This window comes from Micromonospora sp. DT15 (genome assembly GCF_049841475.1).
In the GTDB taxonomy this organism is placed as follows: Bacteria; Actinomycetota; Actinomycetes; order Mycobacteriales; family Micromonosporaceae; genus Micromonospora.
In genome coordinates this window covers 234782-254329 of record NZ_JBNCKJ010000010.1, presented here as the reverse complement: position 1 = coordinate 254329, position 19548 = coordinate 234782, and the positions used below count along the sequence as shown (strand labels likewise).

At 71.2% G+C, this 19548-nt stretch carries 19 protein-coding genes; 13 read left to right on the top strand and 6 right to left on the bottom strand.

The window, feature by feature from the left end; all coding sequences use genetic code 11:
• Positions 1-114 precede the first annotated feature (114 nt).
• Together ACLQ3F_RS22980 and ACLQ3F_RS22975 are read left to right on the top strand one after the other, a co-directional pair.
• A complete protein-coding gene (locus ACLQ3F_RS22980; protein ID WP_355005605.1) occupies positions 115-1260 on the top strand; it encodes a glycosyltransferase family 4 protein in 1146 nt (381 codons plus the stop codon).
• A 63-nt stretch (positions 1261-1323) separates the two neighbouring features.
• The gene (locus ACLQ3F_RS22975; protein ID WP_425851309.1) at positions 1324-2415 is read left to right on the top strand and encodes a mannose-1-phosphate guanylyltransferase; all 1092 of its coding nucleotides are present in this window, start codon (positions 1324-1326) and stop codon (positions 2413-2415) included.
• On the opposite strand, the gene ACLQ3F_RS22970 is transcribed toward ACLQ3F_RS22975, so the two are convergent.
• The gene (locus ACLQ3F_RS22970; RefSeq protein WP_425851366.1) at positions 2384-2986 is read right to left on the bottom strand and encodes an NUDIX hydrolase; all 603 of its coding nucleotides are present in this window, start codon (positions 2984-2986) and stop codon (positions 2384-2386) included. The genes ACLQ3F_RS22975 and ACLQ3F_RS22970 overlap by 32 nt on opposite strands.
• A 54-nt stretch (positions 2987-3040) precedes the next feature.
• Here ACLQ3F_RS22970 and ACLQ3F_RS22965 point away from each other — a divergent pair, with 54 nt between their 5' ends.
• Both ACLQ3F_RS22965 and ACLQ3F_RS22960 read left to right on the top strand, forming a co-directional pair.
• On the top strand, positions 3041-4108 hold the full coding sequence (locus ACLQ3F_RS22965) for a hypothetical protein (protein WP_425851307.1): 1068 nt from the start codon (positions 3041-3043) through the stop codon (positions 4106-4108).
• A 259-nt stretch (positions 4109-4367) separates the two neighbouring features.
• A complete protein-coding gene (locus ACLQ3F_RS22960; protein WP_357203625.1) occupies positions 4368-5360 on the top strand; it encodes an ArsR/SmtB family transcription factor in 993 nt (330 codons plus the stop codon).
• A 30-nt stretch (positions 5361-5390) separates the two neighbouring features.
• On the opposite strand, the gene ACLQ3F_RS22955 is transcribed toward ACLQ3F_RS22960, so the two are convergent.
• Entirely contained in the window at positions 5391-6476 is a 1086-nt protein-coding gene (locus ACLQ3F_RS22955; RefSeq protein ID WP_425851305.1) for a coenzyme F420-0:L-glutamate ligase, read from the bottom strand.
• Positions 6473-7420, bottom strand: coding sequence for a 2-phospho-L-lactate transferase (gene cofD / locus ACLQ3F_RS22950; RefSeq protein ID WP_355005600.1), 948 nt, complete (start codon positions 7418-7420; stop codon positions 6473-6475). Before cofD ends, ACLQ3F_RS22955 begins: the two co-directional genes overlap by 4 nt.
• A 97-nt stretch (positions 7421-7517) precedes the next feature.
• On the opposite strand from cofD, the gene ACLQ3F_RS22945 reads away from it, so the two are divergent.
• The 6 genes from ACLQ3F_RS22945 to ACLQ3F_RS22920 all read left to right on the top strand — a co-directional run bounded on the left by ACLQ3F_RS22945 (position 7518) and on the right by ACLQ3F_RS22920 (position 14350).
• Positions 7518-8567, top strand: a complete 1050-nt coding sequence (locus tag ACLQ3F_RS22945; protein WP_425851303.1) for a hypothetical protein — start codon at positions 7518-7520, stop codon at positions 8565-8567.
• Between the two features lie 287 nt (positions 8568-8854).
• Positions 8855-11398, top strand: a complete 2544-nt coding sequence (locus tag ACLQ3F_RS22940) for a bifunctional FO biosynthesis protein CofGH (protein ID WP_425851302.1) — start codon at positions 8855-8857, stop codon at positions 11396-11398.
• Positions 11399-11560: 162 nt separating this feature from the next.
• The gene (locus tag ACLQ3F_RS22935) at positions 11561-11839 is read left to right on the top strand and encodes a hypothetical protein (RefSeq protein ID WP_357231380.1); all 279 of its coding nucleotides are present in this window, start codon (positions 11561-11563) and stop codon (positions 11837-11839) included.
• Positions 11840-11890: 51 nt separating this feature from the next.
• Positions 11891-13285, top strand: a complete 1395-nt coding sequence (locus ACLQ3F_RS22930) for a DUF4331 domain-containing protein (RefSeq protein ID WP_425851299.1) — start codon at positions 11891-11893, stop codon at positions 13283-13285.
• Positions 13286-13303: 18 nt separating this feature from the next.
• Positions 13304-13633 (top strand): phospholipase, encoded by a 330-nt coding sequence (locus ACLQ3F_RS22925; protein WP_425851298.1) that lies wholly within the window; start codon positions 13304-13306, stop codon positions 13631-13633.
• Positions 13634-14092: 459 nt separating this feature from the next.
• Positions 14093-14350 carry a WhiB family transcriptional regulator gene (locus ACLQ3F_RS22920; protein ID WP_007455784.1) on the top strand — a complete coding sequence of 86 codons (258 nt, stop codon included), beginning with the start codon at positions 14093-14095 and terminating at the stop codon, positions 14348-14350.
• Positions 14351-14543: 193 nt separating this feature from the next.
• On the opposite strand, the gene ACLQ3F_RS22915 is transcribed toward ACLQ3F_RS22920, so the two are convergent.
• The gene (locus ACLQ3F_RS22915; RefSeq protein ID WP_355005594.1) at positions 14544-14993 is read right to left on the bottom strand and encodes a metallopeptidase family protein; all 450 of its coding nucleotides are present in this window, start codon (positions 14991-14993) and stop codon (positions 14544-14546) included.
• A gap of 153 nt (positions 14994-15146) precedes the next feature.
• Between ACLQ3F_RS22915 and ACLQ3F_RS22910 the strand changes: the two genes are divergently transcribed.
• A complete protein-coding gene (locus ACLQ3F_RS22910) occupies positions 15147-15515 on the top strand; it encodes a DUF3499 domain-containing protein (RefSeq protein WP_091394110.1) in 369 nt (122 codons plus the stop codon).
• A 166-nt stretch (positions 15516-15681) separates the two neighbouring features.
• Here ACLQ3F_RS22910 and ACLQ3F_RS22905 read toward each other — a convergent pair whose 3' ends face one another.
• Positions 15682-17028, bottom strand: a complete 1347-nt coding sequence (locus ACLQ3F_RS22905) for an aspartate aminotransferase family protein (RefSeq protein WP_355005593.1) — start codon at positions 17026-17028, stop codon at positions 15682-15684.
• A 970-nt stretch (positions 17029-17998) separates the two neighbouring features.
• Here ACLQ3F_RS22905 and ACLQ3F_RS22900 point away from each other — a divergent pair.
• Both ACLQ3F_RS22900 and ACLQ3F_RS22895 read left to right on the top strand, forming a co-directional pair.
• Positions 17999-18742 (top strand): Scr1 family TA system antitoxin-like transcriptional regulator, encoded by a 744-nt coding sequence (locus ACLQ3F_RS22900; RefSeq protein ID WP_425851364.1) that lies wholly within the window; start codon positions 17999-18001, stop codon positions 18740-18742.
• Positions 18733-18942, top strand: coding sequence for a DUF397 domain-containing protein (locus tag ACLQ3F_RS22895; RefSeq protein WP_425851296.1), 210 nt, complete (start codon positions 18733-18735; stop codon positions 18940-18942). Before ACLQ3F_RS22900 ends, ACLQ3F_RS22895 begins: the two co-directional genes overlap by 10 nt.
• Here ACLQ3F_RS22895 and ACLQ3F_RS22890 read toward each other — a convergent pair.
• A complete protein-coding gene (locus tag ACLQ3F_RS22890; protein ID WP_355005591.1) occupies positions 18921-19433 on the bottom strand; it encodes an Lrp/AsnC family transcriptional regulator in 513 nt (170 codons plus the stop codon). The genes ACLQ3F_RS22895 and ACLQ3F_RS22890 overlap by 22 nt on opposite strands.
• Between the last annotated feature and the right edge of the window lie 115 nt (positions 19434-19548).

Below are 19548 nucleotides of genomic sequence, written 5' to 3'. Positions count from 1 at the left end.
GATGACAAGTCGGCGTACCGTCGGGTCGCAGTCAGCGTCGGCCCCGCGCCCCGGCGTAGGCTTTACCCCCGGAGTGTTGTTCCCCACAGTCTCGCCAGTACAAGGAGTCGCCCCGTGACCGCCGGTCGCCCGCCCCGCGTGCTCATCGACGCCACGAGTGTCCCCACCGACCGTGGTGGTGTCGGTCGATACGTCGACGGTCTGCTCGGCGCCCTCGGCAAGGTGTGCGGGTCGGGGGTGGAGCTGGCGGTGGTCAGTCTCCGCACCGATCTTGAGCGGTACACCCGCATGCTGCCCGGCGCGGAGATCATCCCGGCCCCGGCCGCCGTGGCGCACCGTCCGGCCCGGCTCGCCTGGGAGCAGACCGGTCTGCCGCTGCTCGCCCAGCAGGTCGGCGCAGAGGTGCTTCACTCGCCCTTCTACACCTGCCCGCTGCGGGCCGGATGTCCGGTCACGGTCACCGTGCACGATGCGACGTTCTTCACCGAGCCGGAGCATTACGACAAGTCGCGCCGCACGTTCTTCCGCAGCGCCATCAAGACCTCGTTGCGCCGCGCCAACCGGGTGATCGTGCCCAGCAAGGCCACCCGGGACGAGCTGATCCGGTTGCTCGACGCCGACCCGACACGGATCGACGTCGCCTACCACGGCGTCGACCAGGCTGCCTTCCACGCTCCCACCGAGGAGGAGAAGGCTCGGGTGCGAGCGCGTCTGGGGCTGGGCAACAGCAGCTACGTCGCCTTCCTCGGTGCCAAGGAGCCGCGAAAGAACGTGCCCAACCTGATCCGTGGGTGGGCGCGGGCGGTGGCCGACCGGGTCGACCCGCCGGCCCTGGTGATCGCCGGTGGGCAGGGGCACGACGAGGACATCGACCGGGCGGTGGCCGAGGTGCCGTCGCACCTGCGTCTGCTGCGCCCCGGCTACCTCCGCTACGGCGACCTGCCAGGTTTCCTCGGCGGTGCCCTGGTCGCCGCGTACCCGTCCTACGGCGAGGGGTTCGGGCTGCCGATCCTGGAGGCGATGGCGTGCGCCGCCCCGGTGCTGACCACGCCCCGGCTCTCGCTGCCCGAGGTGGGCGGCGACGCGGTCGCGTACACCTCGGAGGACCCGGAGCAGATCAGCATCGACCTGGCCGCCCTGCTCGACGACGAGCAGCGACGGTTGTCGCTGGCGAAGGCGGGGTTCGACAGGGCCAAGGAGTTCACCTGGGAGTCCAGCGCCGAGGTGCACATCTCCGCGTGGAGTCGCGCCCGCTCCTGACCCTCCGCACCACTGCGGGTGACCCGTGCCACTTTGGGCAGGTACGTCGGGCATGATGTGCGGATGCTTTATGCGGTCATTCCGGCAGGTGGCAGTGGCACGAGGTTGTGGCCGCTGTCCCGCGCCGGCCATCCCAAGTTCCTCCACCCGCTGACCGGCACCAGCGCCTCATTGCTCCAGGCGACGGTCGAACGGCTCGCGCCGCTGACCACACCGGATCGGATCCTCGTGGTCACCGGCGCCGCGCACGTCACGGCGGTGGCACGGCAGTTGGCCGTGCTGCCGGAGGAGAACATCCTGGTCGAGCCCTCCCCCCGGGATTCCTGCGCGGCGATCGCGCTGGCCGCCGCGGTCATCGCGGCACGTGACCCGAACGCGGTGATGGGCAGCTTCGCGGCCGACCACCTGATCCGCGACCCGGACAGCTGGGTGTGCACCGTCCAGGAGGCGGTCCACGGGGCCCAGCAGGGCATGCTGATGACCGTCGGGATCACTCCGACCCGTGCGGAGACCGGCTACGGCTACCTGGAGACCGGCGATCCGACCGAGGGTGTGCCGTGGCGGCCGGTGACCGAGTTCAAGGAGAAGCCGGCCGCCGAGGTGGCCGAGGCGTACGTCCGTTCGGGCCGGCACCTGTGGAACGCGAGCATGTTCGTGTGGCGGGTGGACGTCTTCCTCGCCGAGCTGGCCCGCCAGCAGCCGGCGCTGCACGCCGGCGTCGCCGCGATCGCCGCCGCCTGGGGCACCCCGGAGCAGGACGACGTCCTGGGCGCGATCTGGCCGACCCTGCCGAAGATCTCCGTCGACTACGCGGTGATGGAGGGTGCGGCAACGGCGGGTCGGGTGGCGACGGTGCCGGGCGACTTCGGTTGGAACGACGTCGGTGACTTCCACACCCTCGGCGACGTGCTGTCGGCCGACGACGCGGGCAACGTGGTGCTCGGCTCGGAGGCCAAGCCGGGCGTGCTGCTGCGGGACAGCAGCAACCTCGTGGTCGTCCCGCAGTCGGGTCGGTTGGTGGCCGTGCTCGGTCTGCGCGACCTGATCGTGGTGGACACCCCGGACGCGGTGCTGGTCTGCCCGCGCGACCGGGCGCAGGACGTCAAGAGCCTCGTCGACGAGCTCAAGGGGCGAGGCGAAGAGGGCTACGTCTGACAGCGGCGAGGGCCGGTGCGACCAGTTGTGCGGTCCCGCCGGCCAGTGGCTCGGGCAGCTGGTCCGGTGGGAACCAGCCCAGCTCCTCGGCCTCGTCGCTGACCTGCTCCACGGCCGAGGGCGGGGCGATCACCGCGAACCGGACGTCGTAGTGCGCCGAGCCGCCCTGACACTGCACTTGGTGCACGTCCACGTCGATCGGCACCGGGTCGATGCGCAGGCCGGCGATCCCGGACTCCTCGGTGGCCTCGCGGAGCGCCGCGCCGACCAGGGTCTGGTCGGTCGGCTCGCAGTGCCCGCCGAGCTGCACCCAACGCCCGAACTTGCCGTGCAGGCAGAGCAGCACCCGGGAGCCGGTGGCGTCCAGCACCAACGCGCTGGCGGTGACGTGCCCCGGGCGGTGCTGCCGGCTCATCGCGATCGGGCCGGCGGCGAGCAACGCCAGCGTCCGGTCCCGCGCGCTGGCCGCGTCCGGGCTGGTGGGCTGCCAGCCCTTCAGCAACGCAATGGCGTCGGCGTGCAGCGCCTGGTAGGTCTCAGGGTCGGTCGGCTGGGCGGTCGGGCCGGTCATCACGGTGTCGGGCACCCCGCCACTCTACGAGCGTGTGCTCCGTACGCTGGCCCGGTGACCCTGCGACTCGTCGAATTCGTGGTGGCCGGTAACGAGGCCAGCGATCTGTTGCCGGTGCGGTCGGCGGCGCTGCTGCGCGCGTACGGGGCCCGGCGGGGCTTCTGGACGGTGCTGGACGAGGGGCCGGTGGAGCGTTGCCTGGCGCTGCTGCTGGAGCGCGACGACGGGGAGTGGACGGCCCTGCACGTGCCGGCGGATTCCGGTGTGGAGAACGGGCGGACCGAGGACGGTGAGGCGCTCGCCCACCACGACGGCTGGGTGTACGTGTTCGGCTCCCACTTCGGCTCGAAGGCAGGCCCGCTGCGCCCTCGGCGCGCCTTCGTGGCCCGGTTCCGCGAGGACGACGCGGCGGCCGGGCCGGTGCCGGTGCACGTGGTACGCAACTCGTTTCGCCTGCACCGGGCGGTGAACGACGCTCTCGCCGCGGCGCCGCTGACCCTCCTGCCGGCGGGGGAGCGGGTGCGGGAGCGGTTCATCGTGGAGACGCTGGCTCGGGGGACCGTCCGGGAGAAGAGCTGGGTGAGCCGGTTGGCCCCGGACGACCTGCCGTTGAACGTGGAGGCTGCGGCGTTCACCCCGGCCGGGACGGTGCTGCTCGGGCTGCGGTTTCCGGTCACCGATGCCGGTGAGCCGATCCTGGTCGAGGTGGCCGGTGTGCCCGGGATGTTCACGGCCGAGCGGGCCTGGCCCCGGGCGTTGGGCGCGTACGTGCTGACCGGCGTCACCGCGCCGGGGCAGCTGACCGGCTTCCGCGCGATCACCCCGACGGCGGACGGCGGGTACGCGGCCGTGATCGGCTCGATCGACGCGCTGGGGAAGGGGTCGGTCCTGCTCGACGACCATCCGGGTGGGGGTGAGGTCACCTCCCGGCACGTCCGCTTCCGGCTCACCGGTGGCGAGGCGGGCGACGGGCGGCGGCTCGTCGGGGAGCAGGTGGCGGACCTGGCCCCGTTTCACCACGTCGAGGGCGTGGCGGAGCTGGACGGACGGTCGTTCTACGTCACGGACGAGGACCATCGGGTCGCGCTCTGGGTCGGCTTAGCCGGCGCCGGGGGCGGATGACCGGACGGCACCTCCGCGGAGCAAGGGCCGCAGACCCTCGTGGTGCCGTCCGATCACCGGGGCCTCCCCGGTCCCGGTGCCCCCGGCAGCACGGGCGTCAAGGACGCACGGCGCCGTGTTCGGGCATGGGAAGCATGCCTAACCGGCCCCGGAGCCGTCGAGGTTTTTCAGTCCAGGCTTAAAGATGGAGATTACTGCCGGCCAGGTAGAGTCGAACGGTCATCCGGCATCCCCCCTGTCGGCGACACAGGAGCGCTCCATGCTGAAGATCCACTTTTCTGGGGAGGACATTCTCCGGACCCGGGTGGCGCCGGCGGCGGACCCGGTCTGGGAGCTGGTCCTCAGCCTGCACGTGCTGCGCGGCCGCACCCGCGATCCGCTGACCGCCAACTGGCGGCGCAGCGTGGCCCGGGATCTGCGCCAGAACTCCGCCTCCGAACAACTCCGCCTGCTCTTCGCGTTGAACCCGCCGCGTGGCTACTTCCCCGACTTCCTCACCCCGTACGCCAGCGTCGAGGGCTTCGAGGCCGGGCTGGACGCGCTCCGCCGGACCCCCGCCGAGTTGCTGCACCGGGACCTGAGCGTGCTGGCCGCCGAGAATCAGCTGCCCTCCTCCGCGGCAGCGCTCGCTCGCGGTGAGGTGTCGGCGCTGCACCACCTCGCGGAGTCGATGGAGCAGTACCGCTCGCTGGCAATCAGCCCGTACTGGGGCCGGATCCAGGCCGCGGTTGCGGCGGACCGCACGCGGCGGGCGCGGGCGCTGCTCGACGGCGGCGTCGAGGGCCTGCTCGCCAGCCTCCGGCCGGCGATGCGCTGGGAGAGCGGGGTGCTGGAGGTCCACAGCTACCCGCACAGCAGGGAGCTGCACCTGGACGGCCGTGGGCTGCTGCTGGTGCCGTCGTTCTTCTGCGCTGCGACCCCTGTCGCACTGCTCGACCCGGCGCTGCCACCGGTGCTGGTCTACCCGGTGGACCGGCTGGGAGCGCTGGTCTCCGCCGACGCCGACGCCGCGTCCGGTGCTGCCCGCGAATCACTCGCCGCGCTGCTGGGCCGCACCCGGGCGGCGGTGTTGCAGGCCAGCGACGAGGGCTGCACCACCGGGGAGGTCGCCCGCCAGCTCAACATCTCACCGGCGGCGGCGAGCCAGCACGCCACAGTCCTGCGCAACGCTGGTCTGCTGGTCAGCCACCGCGAACGCAACAGCGTGCTGCACACGTTGACCCCGCTGGGCCGGGCCATGCTGGACGCGTGACCCGGCCGTTCGCACAGGCCTTAGGGGGTTCTACAGGGCGAGCGCGGCGCTCGCCGGGCTGCCCGGCGGCGGCGGCAACAGTGTCGACCCGACACCCTGGGCGGCCAGGGCGACGCGCAGCCGGTGCAGGTCGGCGCCGAAACGGACCAGACCGAACGGCTCGACGGGCGTCGGGGCCGAGCCGAGCACCAGGTCGGCGCCGTCCGGCCACCCGGGCATCTCGGCGACCAGTCCGGCGCGTACCTCGGCCTCGTCGACCAGTGTGAAGACCGTGCCGGGGGCGACCACCCCGGCGACCGCGTCGATCGCCCGTCGCACCGCGGTCAGGTCCGCCGGTGTCGGGCCCGGACCGTCGGTCAGGGTGGCGGCGTCGGAGAGCCCGGCGGCGCGGGCTTCGGCGGTACCGAGCGAGAACAGGTCCTGCGCCGCGTCGCGGATCAGCGCCCGCGCGCCGCCGGCGTCGTCCGGGTTGCTGGCCGGCAGATAGCCCCGCACCACAGCGACGGGGACCTGATCGCACTTGCCCTTGATCAGTTCGCCGGCACCCGCCAGCTCGTCCACCACGGCCATCTGGGTCAACTGCAACTCGTTGCCGTACGGGTCGACCTCGCCCCGGTGGTCCCGGATCGCCGTCATGCCGGCCACCCCGAGCGCCACGTCGGTGAGCCCGTTGCGCCAGGGTCGTCCCATCGTGTCGCTGATGATCACGGCCAGATCCAGGTCGTAGCGCTCCCGAAGCGCGTCCCGAAGAGCCCGCGCCGAGGCGTCCGGGTCGACAGGCAGCAGCACCAGTTGGGTCTTGTCCACGTTCGACGCGTCGATCCCGGCCGAGGCCATGACGAAGCCGTGGTGGGTCTGCACGATCCGGGTCGCCCCCCGAGTGGCCACCACCCGGGCGGTCTCACCGGCCAGGACGTCGTCCCGGGCGGCCAGCCGTTCCGGCCCGTCCGCCGGCACGTCGACGAGCCGCCCCTCCGCCTTGGAAACGATCTTGCTGGTCACCACCAGTACGTCGCCGTTGCGCAGCCACGGCGCGGCAGTCGCGATCACCGCGGCCAGATCGTCACCCTCGGTCACGTGACCGATGCCGAGCACCGGCAGAATCTCCAGCCTCACGTCAACTCCACCGCGGCGCGGACCATAGCCGCCGTCGCCGCCTCGTCGGTCATCCGCAGCGGCACCGCGCGGACCGTCACCTCGGGCACCACGGTGCCCGCGTCCTCCTCGGCCACCAGCCAACCGTCGAGCAGACCGCCGCTCGCCCGGCCGCCGTAGAGCCGACCCACCCCCGCCGCGCTGCACTCCGCGCCGAGCACGGCCAGGCAACGGTCGGCCATCCCCCGCACCGGCGCGCCGCCGATGATCGGGGAGACACCCACCACCGGTGCCGGGCCGTCCGCCACCGCCGCACGCAGCCCCGGTACGGCCAGCACCGGCGCGACGCTCACCACCGGGTTGCTCGGCGCGATCAACACCAGGTCGGCCGAGGCGATCGCGTCCAGCACCCCGGGTGCCGGCTTCGCCGTCTCCGCGCCCACGAACACGAAGCGGTGCGTGAGGATGTCGGCGCGGTACCGCACCCACCACTCCTGAAAGTGGATCGCCCGCTGACCCTGGTCGTCCTCCACCACGGCATGGGTCTCCAGGCGGTCGTCCGTCGCCGGCAACAGGCGTACGCCCGGCTCCCAGCGGCTGGCCAGCGCCTCGGTGACCGCGCTCAACGGATAACCACCGTTGAGCATGGTGCTGCGGACCAGGTGGGTGGCGATGTCCTTGTCGCCGAGGCCGAACCAGGTCGGCTCGGCCCCGTACGCGGCCAACTCCTGTTTGACCGTCCAGCTCTCGCCGACCCGACCCCAGCCCCGTTCCGGGTCGGCGCCCCCGCCGAGGGTGTACATGACGCTGTCCAGGTCGGGGCAGATTTTCAACCCGTGTAACCACAGGTCGTCGCCGACGTTGACAACGGCGGTCACCTCAGCGCCGACGTCACGGGCGTACGCCCGGACGCCGAGCAGGAACCGGGCGCCGCCGATGCCGCCGGCCAGAACCACGATGCGCATGTCGACCATCCTCGCGCACGTGACGCCTCCGATCGGTGGGTGGCCCGGGAGACTAGGCTCACGGTCACCTGTCCGTTGATGCCCCGAGGGGGAGCTCGTGACCAGCCCCGCCGAGCCCGCGTCCGCCGACGCGACGCAGGCCCGCCAGCTGACCAAGCCACTACGGGAGCTCGCCGCGCTCGCGCTGCTCGGCGCCAACGCCGTGTTCCTCTTCGTGGGCCTGCTCCGGCTCATCGCCCCGAACGACTACAGCTCCTTCACCGACCGCGCGGGTAGCGCCTTCTACGCGTTCGTCGGGGTGGAGGCGGTGGGCCTCCCGCTGCTGGCGGTGCTGCTGGCCACGCACATCTCGCCGGTGTTGGCGAAGGCGAAGCTGATCACGCAGGCAGCTCTCGTCGAGTACGCGGTAAGCGCACTGTTCGGCACGCTGACCATGCTGATCTGGACGGTGGGCCGGCTGGCCGAGGCCGAGGTGCTCGACGCGCTGCTCGGTGTGCTCACCCGGTTCGCCTGGATGGTGATCTTCGCTATCGCCGCCTGGGTGGTCTACACCATCTGGCGTGCCCACTACTACGTGCCGCGAGCCAAGCCGCAGCCAGGCGTCTACGGCCAGCCCCAGCCGGGCTGGCCGCAGCAGCAGGGCGGTTGGCCGACCCCGGGCCAGCCCGGCAGCCAGCCGCAGGGTGGCTGGCCCGCTCCCGGCCAGCCCGGCGGCGGCTACCCGCAGGCTGGCCAGCCGGGTGGTGGTTACCCGCAAGCTGGTCAGCCGGGTGGCTACCCGCAGGCCGGCCAGTACGGCCAGCAGTCGCCACCGTTCCAGGCCCCGCAGTCGGCCCCGCCGCATCCGCAGTCGGCCCCGCCGCACCCGCAGTCGGCCCCGCCGCACCCGCAGTCCGCGCCGCCGCACCCCCAGTCGGCCCCGCCGTTCCAGGCGCCGCAGTCCGCGCCCCAGGCGAACCCCGCCCCTCAGTCGGCGCCGCCGTCCCCGGCCGTGCCGCCGTTCGGGCAGCCGCCGTCGGCCGACCCCACTCAGGCGATCCCGCGCCAGTCCGCCGACCCCACCGAGGTCATCTCCCACCCCACCGACCCGGACAACGACCGCACCCAACACATCAAGCCCAACGACCACCCCGACCAGCCCCGCTGACCCGCTGACCCGAAGTCCGCGCCGATCTTGCACTTTCGGTAGTCGAAACGAGCGAGCTGTCACCTAAGTCGGGACACAAACTGCAAGATCGCGAGGCTCCGGCACCACAACTCCGTCGATCATGGAGTTGTGGTGCCGGATTCGCGCTTTTACGAGACGCTTTGTCACCCACCACAACTCCTTGATCGACGGGGCGCACCGCGCGGGAGGCTGCGACCGGGCACGGCACGGCGCGGGGCGAGGTGGGGACTGGTTGGGTGGCGTCGGGCTGCGCATAGGGTGAGTGGATGGTTGATCGCACCCACTCCGGCCCGAGCGATGCGAGCGTGCGGCGGGCCCTGGGCCGGGCCGCGAACGGGCGGGCGCTGGATCTCGACGAGGCGACAGCGCTGCTGTCCGCTCGTGGCGACGCGCTCGACGAGCTGCTCCGGCTCGCCGGGGGAGTCCGCGACGCCGGGCTGCGGGACGCCGGGCGGCCGGGTGTGGTCACGTACTCCAAGAAGGTTTTCATTCCGCTGACCCGGCTCTGCCGGGACCGCTGCCACTACTGCACCTTCGCGACGGTGCCGCACCGGTTGCCAGCGCCGTTCCTGGACCGCGACGAGGTCCTCGCGATCGCCCGGGCCGGTGCCGCGCAGGGTTGCAAGGAGGCGCTGTTCACCCTGGGTGACCGGCCGGAGGAACGGTGGCCGGCGGCGCGGACCTGGTTGGACGAACGCGGTTACGACTCGACCCTGGACTACCTGCGCGCCTGCGCGGTGGCGGTGTTGGAGGAGAGCGGTCTGCTGCCGCACCTCAACCCCGGGGTGCTGTCCTGGTCGGAGCTGCAACGGCTCAAGCCGGTCGCGCCGAGCATGGGCATGATGCTGGAGACGACAGCGACGCGGCTGTGGTCCGAGCCGGGTGGCCCGCACTTCGGCTCACCGGACAAGGAGCCGGCGGTCCGGTTGCGGGTGCTCGAGGACGCGGGCCGGGTCGGGGTGCCGTTCACCACGGGCATCCTGATCGGCATCGGGGAGACCCCGGGGGAGCGGGTGGACGCGCTCTTCGCGATCCGTCGCGCCCACCGGGAGTACGGCCACCTCCAGGAGGTGATCGTGCAGAACTTCCGCGCCAAGCCGGACACGGCGATGCGCGGCATGCCGGACGCGGAGCTGCACGATCTGGCGGCCACGGTGGCGGTGGCCCGGCTGCTGCTCGGCCCGAAGGCCCGGATCCAGGCCCCGCCGAACCTCATCGCCGGCGAGTACGACCTGCTGCTGCGCGCCGGCATCGACGACTGGGGTGGCGTCTCCCCGCTCACCCCCGACCACGTCAACCCGGAGCGCCCCTGGCCGCAGATCGACGAGTTGGCCCGGCACACCGAGCTGGCGGGGTTCACGCTGCGGGAGCGGTTGACGATCTACCCGGAGTACGTGCGTGCGGGTGACCCGTGGCTCGATCCTCGGCTGCTGCCGCACGTCGGCGCCCTGGCCGATCCGTCGACGGGCATGGCGGTCGAGTCGGCGATGCCGCAGGGACGACCGTGGCAGGAGCCGGAGGAGGTGTTCGGCGGGCGGGTCGACCTGCACGCCACCATCGACACCACCGGCCGCACCGACGACCGGCGCGGCGACTTCGACAGCGTCTACGGCGACTGGTCCGAGGTCGCTGGCAAGGTCACCCCGGAGGCGACCGCCCGCCGGGCGGGCATACCCGTGGCGCCGGCCGGGAGTGGTGCGGACCGTGACCTGGCGGCCGGGTTGCGGCTCGCCGCCGACGACCCGGCGGCGCTGCTCGATCCCTCGCACACCGATGCCGCGCTGGCGCTGTTCGGCGCGGACGGCCCGGCGCTCGACGAGTTGTGTCGCCTCGCCGACGACGTGCGCCGTGCGGCGGTCGGCGACGACGTCACCTACGTGGTGAACCGCAACATCAACTTCAGCAACGTCTGCTACGTGGGCTGCCGCTTCTGTGCGTTCGCGCAGCGTGAGCGGGACGCCGACGCGTACCGGCTCTCCGTCGAGCAGGTCGCGGACCGGGCGGAGCAGGCGTGGGCGGCCGGTGCCAGCGAGGTGTGCCTCCAGGGCGGCATCGACCCGAAGATGCCGGTCACCGGGTACGCCGACATCGTGCGCGCGATCAAGGCCCGGGTGCCCGAGATGCATGTGCACGCATTCTCGCCCATGGAGATCGTCACCGCCGCCGCGAAGGCCGGGGTGCCGGTCCGTGAGTGGTTGCTCCAGCTGCGCGAGGCCGGGCTGGACACCATTCCGGGCACCGCCGCCGAGATCCTCGACGACGACGTGCGCTGGGTGCTGACCAAGGGCAAACTCCCGGCCGCCGCCTGGGTCGAGGTGGTCAGCACCGCCCACGAGCTGGGCATCCGGTCCAGCTCCACGATGATGTACGGCCACGTCGACCACCCCGGGCAGTGGCTGGCGCACTTCCGGGTGCTGGCCGGGGTGCAGGACCGCACGGGCGGGTTCACCGAGTTCGTGGCGCTGCCGTTCGTGCACACGAATGCTCCGATCTATCTGGCGGGTATCGCCCGCCCGGGGCCGACGTGGCGGGAGAACCGGGTGGTGCACGCCATGTCCCGGCTGCTGCTGCACGGCCGGATCGACAACATCCAGTGCTCCTGGGTGAAGCTCGGCGACGAGGGCACCGTCGCGATGCTCCAGGGCGGCTGCAACGACCTGGGCGGCACGCTGATGGAGGAGACCATCTCCCGGATGGCAGGCTCCGACAACGGTTCGGCGCGTACCGAGGAGCAGTTGCGGGCCATCGCGAAGGCCGCCGGTCGTCCGGCGCGCAAGCGGTCGACTGCGTACGGTCACGCCCGGCCCTGACGTCGAACCTTTCCCCGCCACCGGCCGTACCACGCGATGCCGGTGGCGGTCGCGGCGAGGACCGCCGCCGGTGTCCCCTCAGGGGCCCGGCGGCGTCGCGAGACGGCACCGGACCCGTCCGTCTCCGCGGGCGCGTTCGCGCCACCGCCGGAAAGGTTGCCCATGACCAGTGATCAGCGGAAGCGGCAGTGGCCGCGACTGACCCGCCGGCAGACGTTGACCGCCGCGGCGAGCGCCACCCTCGGCGCCGCCGCGCTCACCGTGCCGGGCCTGTCGGCCGCGCAGAACGCCCCCGGAGCGGCCGGACGTGCCGACGAACCGATCGTCGTGCACCTCCGTGACGCCGACTCCGGAACGATGGACGTCTTCGTCGGTGAGAGGCGCATCGAGGTACGCGACCGCAGCCTGGCGGACCGGTTGCGGCGCGCCGCCCGGCGCTGACCCGACCTTCCGCTCCGCCATCCTGTCCCCGCCCAGTGAGGTTGGTCCGTCATGTCTTCCCACCGCGAGGCCCCGGAGATAGCCAAGGATCCGGTCGCCGACAGCTCCGACCTGTACGCGTTCGTCAGCCCCGACAAACGCGACACGGTCACGTTGATCGCCAACTACGTGCCGTTGCAGCTCCCCTCCGGGGGCCCGAACTTCTTCGAGTTCGGCGACGACGTGCGCTACGAGATCCATATCGACAACGACGGTGACGGTCGCCCGGATGTCACCTACCGGTTCGAATTCACCACCGAGATCACCAACCCGAACAGTTTTCTCTACAACACCGGCCCGATCGATTCGCTGGACAGCAAGAACTGGAACCGGCGGCAGTTCTACAGCCTGACCCGGGTGGCCGACGGCCGCGAGCACCGGCTGGCCCACAAGCTGCAGTGCCCGCCGTGCAACGTCGGTCCGCTGTCCACGCCGAAGTACGCCGACCTGGTGCGGCAGGCCACCTACTCGCTCTCCACTGGGGAGCGGGTCTTCGCCGGGCAACGCGCCGACGGGTTCTTCGTCGACCTCGGGGCGATCTTCGACCTCGGCACGCTGCGGCCGTTCCAGCAATTGCACGTCGCGGGGAAGAAGATCTTCAAGGCCGAGGGGGAGCCGGTCAACGCCACCGACCGGATGAACGTGCACAGCATCGCCGTGCAGGTGCCGTTGGAGCGGGTGCGTCGGCGCGCCAACCGCTACGGTGCCACGGATCGGGCCTCGGTGATCGGGGTGTGGACGTCGGCGTCGCGCCGGCAGGTGCGGGTGCTCGGCGACCGGGGCGCGGCGGACACCAGCACCGGCCCGTTCACCCAGGTCTCGCGGTTGGGGAACCCACTGTTCAACGAGGTCATCGTGCCGATGTCCAAGAAGGACCTGTGGAATTCGCTGCCGCCGTCGGAGGACAAGCGGTTCGCCCAGTTCGTCGAGCAGCCCGAGCTGGCCGCGTTGCTGCCGGCGCTCTACCCGGACGTCTTCCCCAACCTGGACAAGCTCACCAAGGCGAAGAAGGCCCGGGCCGACCTGGTGGCGATCCTGCTCACCGGCGTGCCGGCCGGGCTGATCGACGGCTTCACCAACACCACAGGCGACGTGCAGGCCGACATGCTGCGACTGAACACCGCGATCCCGCCGACCAGGCGCCCGGACCGGTTCGGGGTGCTCGGCGGCGACCTGGCCGGCTTCCCGAACGGGCGGCGGGTCGGCGACGACGTGGTCAGCATCGCCCTGCGGGCCATCGCCGGGGTCACCGTCCCGTTGGTGGACAAGACATTCCGCCCGGACGCGGCGGCCGCCGCGGTCACCCCGGGGCTGAGCGCCGCCGACGTGACAGCGCCGTTCCTCGGAAACTTCCCCTACCTGGGCACGCCGTACGACGGGTTCAACAACCCGTCGGCGGCGTCCTGACCGGGGCGGGGAGCGCGGATGCACGAGCACGCGTACGGGCCGACGGAGACGGGGACCGTCGTCCTCGATCTGGGCGGTGACACCGGTGCGCTGATCGTCTACACGGGTCGGGATCTGCGCGGCCGGGAGATCGAGATCAGCCGCGACGACGACCGGCGGGTCCACTCGGCGGTGCGTGAGCGCCTGGTGCGCGACGGCTCGTTCCACAGCGCGGTCTATCCCGATCTGCCGAGCGGGATCTATACCGTCTGGTGGGATGATCACACGTCTGCCGGCACCATCACTGTCCATGGTGGAGCGGTGGCCGAGTTTGTCTGGCCGAGCAGCGGTTTTGGGGCCGCCGTCTGACCTCGACGCACCTGTTTCACCCCAGCGCCCCGTCCACATTGTGGACGGGGCGCGAGTCCTGTCCGCAGCTCGACGGGCGGTCTGCGCCGCACCGCGTTAACCTGTCCCCCATTCAAGATCAGCTTAGGGGTGACGGTCTCTGGTGCCGGCCGCTCAGCGACTCGTCGGAGAAGCGCCACGGCAGAAAAGTCGGGCAACTCGCCGGAGAGGGCGTTACTCGGCCGGGGTCTGAATCGATAGGGCAGGTTGCGAGGCTGGACGGCCCGAGTGGCCGACCGGGGGTGTCGGGAGGGCGACTCCATTATCAAGTTTGGCTTGACGGCGCACGCATTACACGCGTGTAATTTGAATGGGGTTGTTCGCGCGGAACGCAACAAAACGGGACGGGATGGACAAGCACGCCTTTCGCGTGGGGGGTTGCAGCGGCGATGACGCCGGTGCGCGACAAGGAGGCATTTGATGGACGGCCAGCTTGAGGTGGCCGACCTGCTCGGAAACGCGCCGGAGTGGCAGGAGCGGGCGTTGTGCTCGCAGACCGACCCCGAGGCGTTCTTTCCCGAGAAGGGCGGCTCGACCCGTGAGGCGAAGCGGATCTGCTCGCGTTGCGAGGTCAAGACCGAGTGCCTCGAATACGCACTGGGTCACGACGAGCGGTTTGGCATCTGGGGTGGGCTCTCCGAGCGGGAGCGGCGCAAGTTGAAGCGGCGGGCCGCCTGAGCGGTGCGCGGGGCTGCCTGCGCGTTGTGAGAGGTCTGCGTGGTTCGAGGGGCCGCCTGCGGTGGTTCGGGAGTCGAGGCGAAGGTTGCCTCAGCGGTGTGAGGGGCGGGGCTGCCGGGGGGCGGCCTGAGGTCGGGGCGGCGGGGGCCGCCCGACCGTCCGCTTCCCGCGCGGTCGGCCCGTCGGGCTCGGCTCAGGCGAGCTCGTCCGGATCCACCCCGAGAAGGTTTGCCACCTGTTCGATGATCACGTCATGGACGAGATCGGCGAGGTCCTCACGGTCCATCGCCCGGAACTCCAGGGGCCGCCGGTACAGCACGATCCGCGGCGGCACCTCCTGCCGGCCCGGGCGGCCGGGCAGCAGCCGGGCCAACGGGACCTCGCCGTCCTCCAGCACGTCCGAGTCGTAGACGTTCAAGTCCGGCGGGACGTCCTCGACAGCGAACTCGACCCCGGCCAGCTCCTTGGCGAACCGACGCTCCAGCGTCTCGACGGTGTCCAGGACCAGGTCGTCGAAGACCTCGGCCTTGGTCCGCGCCAGCGGCACAGTGGCCGGAACCAGCCGCCCACGCAGGCCCCGCCCGTGCCGGTCACGATGCCCACGCCGGCCAGAGGCAGGGCGGCGGTGTTCCGGGCTCGTCATGAGGCAAAGGGTAGCGCCCGTGTCGGGCTGGTCAGCGGCAGCGCCGCTCCCGTGGCGCGGCGCGCCCAGAACGTTCGACTGTGATCACCATGACGGGCGTGTCGCAACGCGAAGCGATGCGCCGGACCCGGTAATGGAGATACCCTGCCGCACGTGAGGTCACCACGGCGCTGCTCCCGTAACGGCTGCCCCCGGCAAGCGGTCGCCACATTGACCTATGTCTACAACGAGTCGACAGCGGTGGTGGGGCCGCTGGCGGCATTCGCCGAGCCGCACACGTACGACCTGTGCGAGCCGCACGCCCGCAGCCTGACCGCGCCGCGGGGCTGGGACGTCGTCCGGCACGAGGGCGAGTTCGAACCGCCGCCGCCCACCACGGACGACCTGGTCGCGCTGGCCGAAGCGGTCCGCGAAGCCGCCCGCCCGGCCCCCCGCCCTCCGGAGCCGGACCAGAACCGTCCCGAGAACCCCCACCAGACCGGCCGCCGAGGCCACCTCCGCGTAATCCCCCCCAACCACTAAACCCCGCGCCCCAGAGGCCCGCCGCGCCCAACGGCCCGGCCCGGCCCGGCCGCGCCTCCTTCCGGCGTTGATCATGAAGTTATTGCCCCGCGCCTCGGCGTGTCGTGGCAATAACTTCATGATCAACGGGGTGGGGGTGGGGGTGGGGGTGGGGTGGGGTGGGGGGTTAGAGCTTGGTCCAGGCTTGGGTTAGGACTGTGCGGAGGATCTGCTCGATCTCGTCGAAGTGCTGCTGCTCCGCGATCAGGGGCGGGGCCAGCTGAATGACGGGGTCGCCCCGGTCGTCGGCCCGGCAGTAGAGGCCCGCCTGGAACAGTGCGGTGGAGAGGAAGCCGCGCAGCAGGCGCTCCGACTCGGCCTCGGTGAAGGTCTCCCGGGTGGTCTTGTCCTTGACCAGTTCGATGCCGTAGAAGTAGCCGTCGCCGCGCACGTCCCCGACGATCGGAAGGTCGTGCAGCTTCTCCAGGGTGGCGCGGAAGGCGTCCTCGTTGGCGCGTACGTGCCCGACCAGGTCCTCGCGGGCGAAGACCTCCAGGTTGGCCAGCGCCACCGCGCAGGAGACCGGGTGCCCACCGAAGGTCACCCCGTGGGCGAACATGCCGGTCTCGGTGAGGAACGGTTCCATCAGCCGGTCGCTGGCGATCATCGCGCCGAGCGGGGCGTAGCCGGAGGTGATGCCCTTGGCGGTGGTGATGATGTCCGGCTGGTAGCCGTAGCGCACCGCGCCGAAGTACTCGCCCAGCCGCCCCCACGAGCAGATCACCTCGTCCGAGACGAGCAGTACGTCGTACGCGTCGCAGATCTCCCGTACCCGCTCGAAGTAACCGGGCGGCGGTGGGAAGCACCCACCGGAGTTCTGCACCGGCTCGAGGAAGACCGCGGCGACAGTGTCCGGGCCTTCCCGCTCGATGGCCCGTCCGATCTCGTCGGCGGCCCAGCGGCCGAACGCCTCGGGGTCGTCGCCGTGCTCGGGCGCCCGGTAGAAGTTCGTGTTCGGCACCTTGATCGCACCCGGCACCAGTGGCTCGAAGTCGCTCTTGATGCCGGGCAGGCCGGTGATCGACAGGGCGCCCATCGAGGTGCCGTGATAGGCGATGTAGCGGCTGATCACCTTGTACTTGTTGGGCTTCCCGGTGCGCTTGAAGTACGCGCGGGCCAGCTTCCACGCCGCCTCGACCGCCTCGGAGCCGCCGGTGGTGAAGAAGATCCGGTTGAGGTCGCCGGGGGTGAGCGCGGCGATCCTTTCGGCCAGCTCGACGGCCTTCGGGTGCGCGTACGACCAGAGCGGGAAGTAGGCAAGCTCGCCGGCCTGCTTGGCGGCGGCCTCGGCCAGCTCGGTGCGGCCGTGGCCGGCGTTGACCACGAAGAGCCCGGCGAGCCCGTCCAGGTAGCGGCGACCCTGCGCGTCCCAGACGTACGCTCCCTCGCCGCGCACGATGGTCGGCACCTCGCCGGCGGAGTAGCTCGCCATCCGGGTGAAGTGCATCCAGAGGTGGTCGGTGGCGTTGGCCATGTCAGCCCCATCGGTCGTCGGGCCGGTCAAAGGGGTGAGGCCGGCCGCTCTGCCAACGGTTATCGCACAGTCGAGACCTCCGGGGCAAGTGTTATCGGCGGTACCACGGTTAGTTGGCGACGGATTCAGCGTGCAGGCGTCACGGTGGCAACGGAATCCGTACTGCTGTCCGGCTGGATGATCGTCGGGCGGCAGGAGTCGGAAGTGTGCTGCTGGCGGCCTTTGGAGCTGAATCGTCTGCGACATCACGGCCGCCGGTCCGGATGAGCCTGGCTCGGTGCCAGTGTCCTTCCGGGTTCGCCCTGCGGATCGCCGAATCGTTTGCGACATCAGCTCCAAAGGACCCGCCCGGTGGTGGTGCCTCCCTCGGCGGCCGGATCGATCCACACTGGTTCGCTGAAATCGCGGTGTCCGGACGTGGTGGATACCGCGACATCGGTGGAGTCGAGTTGATCAAGCGTGGGGGGAGGGGCCTCGCGGGGCCGGCGAGGCGCGGACTGGAGGTCGGGAGGGTGAGTCTTGGGTCGGGGATCGCGCGGGCTGGGGGTCGGGAGGGGTGTGCTGGAGGTCGGGAGGGGTGGGCCTCAGGTCGGGGGAGGCGCTGCCCTCGGGACGCTTGCGGGGCACGTGGGGACGGCCTGGGGGCGTCCGGAATGCGCGCCAACACGTCACACCGCAACACGCCGGTAGAGCGCAGACACCGACACCCAGCGTGACTAACGTCCCCCGCGACGTGTACCGAGCGGCCCCGTCTGCTGGCCACAGGGAGCTGCGACACGGATGACCGACACGGATGACCGACACGGACGACCGACGCGGATGACCGACACGGGGAAGCGGTACGGGGAAGCGGCACGGACCAGCGGCACGGACCAGCGGCACGGACCAGCAGCACGGACCAGCGGCACGGGAAGCGGGCACGGCGGAGCGGCGGAGGGGTCTGGTGGCGAACGAGGCGTTGCGGGTGGCGATGGCCGAGGCGGGGGAGACGGTTGAGTCGTTGGCCGCGAAAGTGGGCGTCGACCCGAAGACGGCGGCGCGGTGGCTCGCCGCTGGGCGCATCCCGCATCCGCGTACCCGGGTGGCGGTGGCTCAGGTGCTGCGCCGGGAGGCGGCCGATCTCTGGCCTGAGCCGTTCCGCCGCCGCGACCTGCCGTGGTTCCGTCCGTGGGCCGAGCTGGAACAGGACGCGACGTCACTCCGGTGGTATGAGCCGCTGCTGGTGCCGGGTCTGCTGCAGACCGAGGGGTACGCCCGGGCGATCCTGGGCACCGGTGGGCTGGTCGCACCGTCCGAGGTGGACGAAGTTGTGGCGAGCCGCCTCGACCGGCAGGCAGTCCTGTGCCGCGATGCCCCACCGCAGCTCGTGGCGGTGATCGACGAGGTGGTGCTGCGCCGACCGGTCGGCGACAGCGCCGTGATGGCCGGCCAACTGGCCCACCTCGCCACAGTGGCCGAGTGGGAGCATGTGCAGGTCCGGATCATCCCGGCCGAGAGCCCGTGGCACACCGGGTTGGCCGGACCCTTCATTCTCGGGCGGCTGCCCGACGGGGCGGAATTGGCGTATCTCGACAATCAACTCCGCGGTCAGGTCGTGACCGACCCCCTCGACGTCGCTAGCCTGGGACGCAGGTGGGAGAGCGTCACCGGCGAGGCGTTCCCCCGACGACGGTCGATCGAGCTGATCAGGGAAGTGGCCACGACATGGACATGACCGACGCCCGGTGGCGCACCGCGACCCGCAGCAGCAACAACGGTGGCGCTTGTGTCGAGGTGGCCGACAACCTGCCTGGTCGGGTGCTGGTACGCGACAGCAAGGACCGCGACGGCGGCACCCTGACCTTCGCCCCGACCGCCTGGACGTCGTTCGTCGGCGCGGTGAAACCGGGGCGTCAGGCCGTACCCCAGGTGTAGGTCTGCTTGCGCAGCTTGAGGTAGACGAACGCCTCGGTGGAGATCACCCCTGGCACCGCGCGCAGTCGTTGCAGGATCTCCAGCAGGTGGTCGTCGTTGCGGCAGACCACCTCGGTGAGCAGGTCGAACGACCCGGCGGTGATCACCACGTAGTCGACCTCGTCCAGCTCGGCCAGCCGGTCCGCGACCGCCTCCAGGTCGCCGTCGGTGCGTAGGCCGATCATCGCCTGCCGGTTGAAGCCGAGCTGGAGCGGATCGGTCACCGCCACGATCTGCATCACCCCGGAGTCGAGCAGTCGCTGCACCCGCTGACGGACGGCCGCCTCGGACAGGCCCACCGCCTTGCCGATCGTCGCGTACGGGCGGCGGCCGTCCTCCTGGAGCTGCTCGATGATCTGCTTGGCCACGTCATCCAGCAGAGCGTGATTGGCGCCTTCACGGACAGCGACGCGTCGACTCCCGTTGCTGTTCTCGTGCTGCCGGTTTGTCATTGCCCGCTCCCCATGTCCCGAATCCTGATGTCGCGCGTGTATCACCGCGTAGTCTGGCGTATTTCGTCGTGCATCGCTATTCCCACAACGGAATCCCTTGTAAGGGAGGTCACCT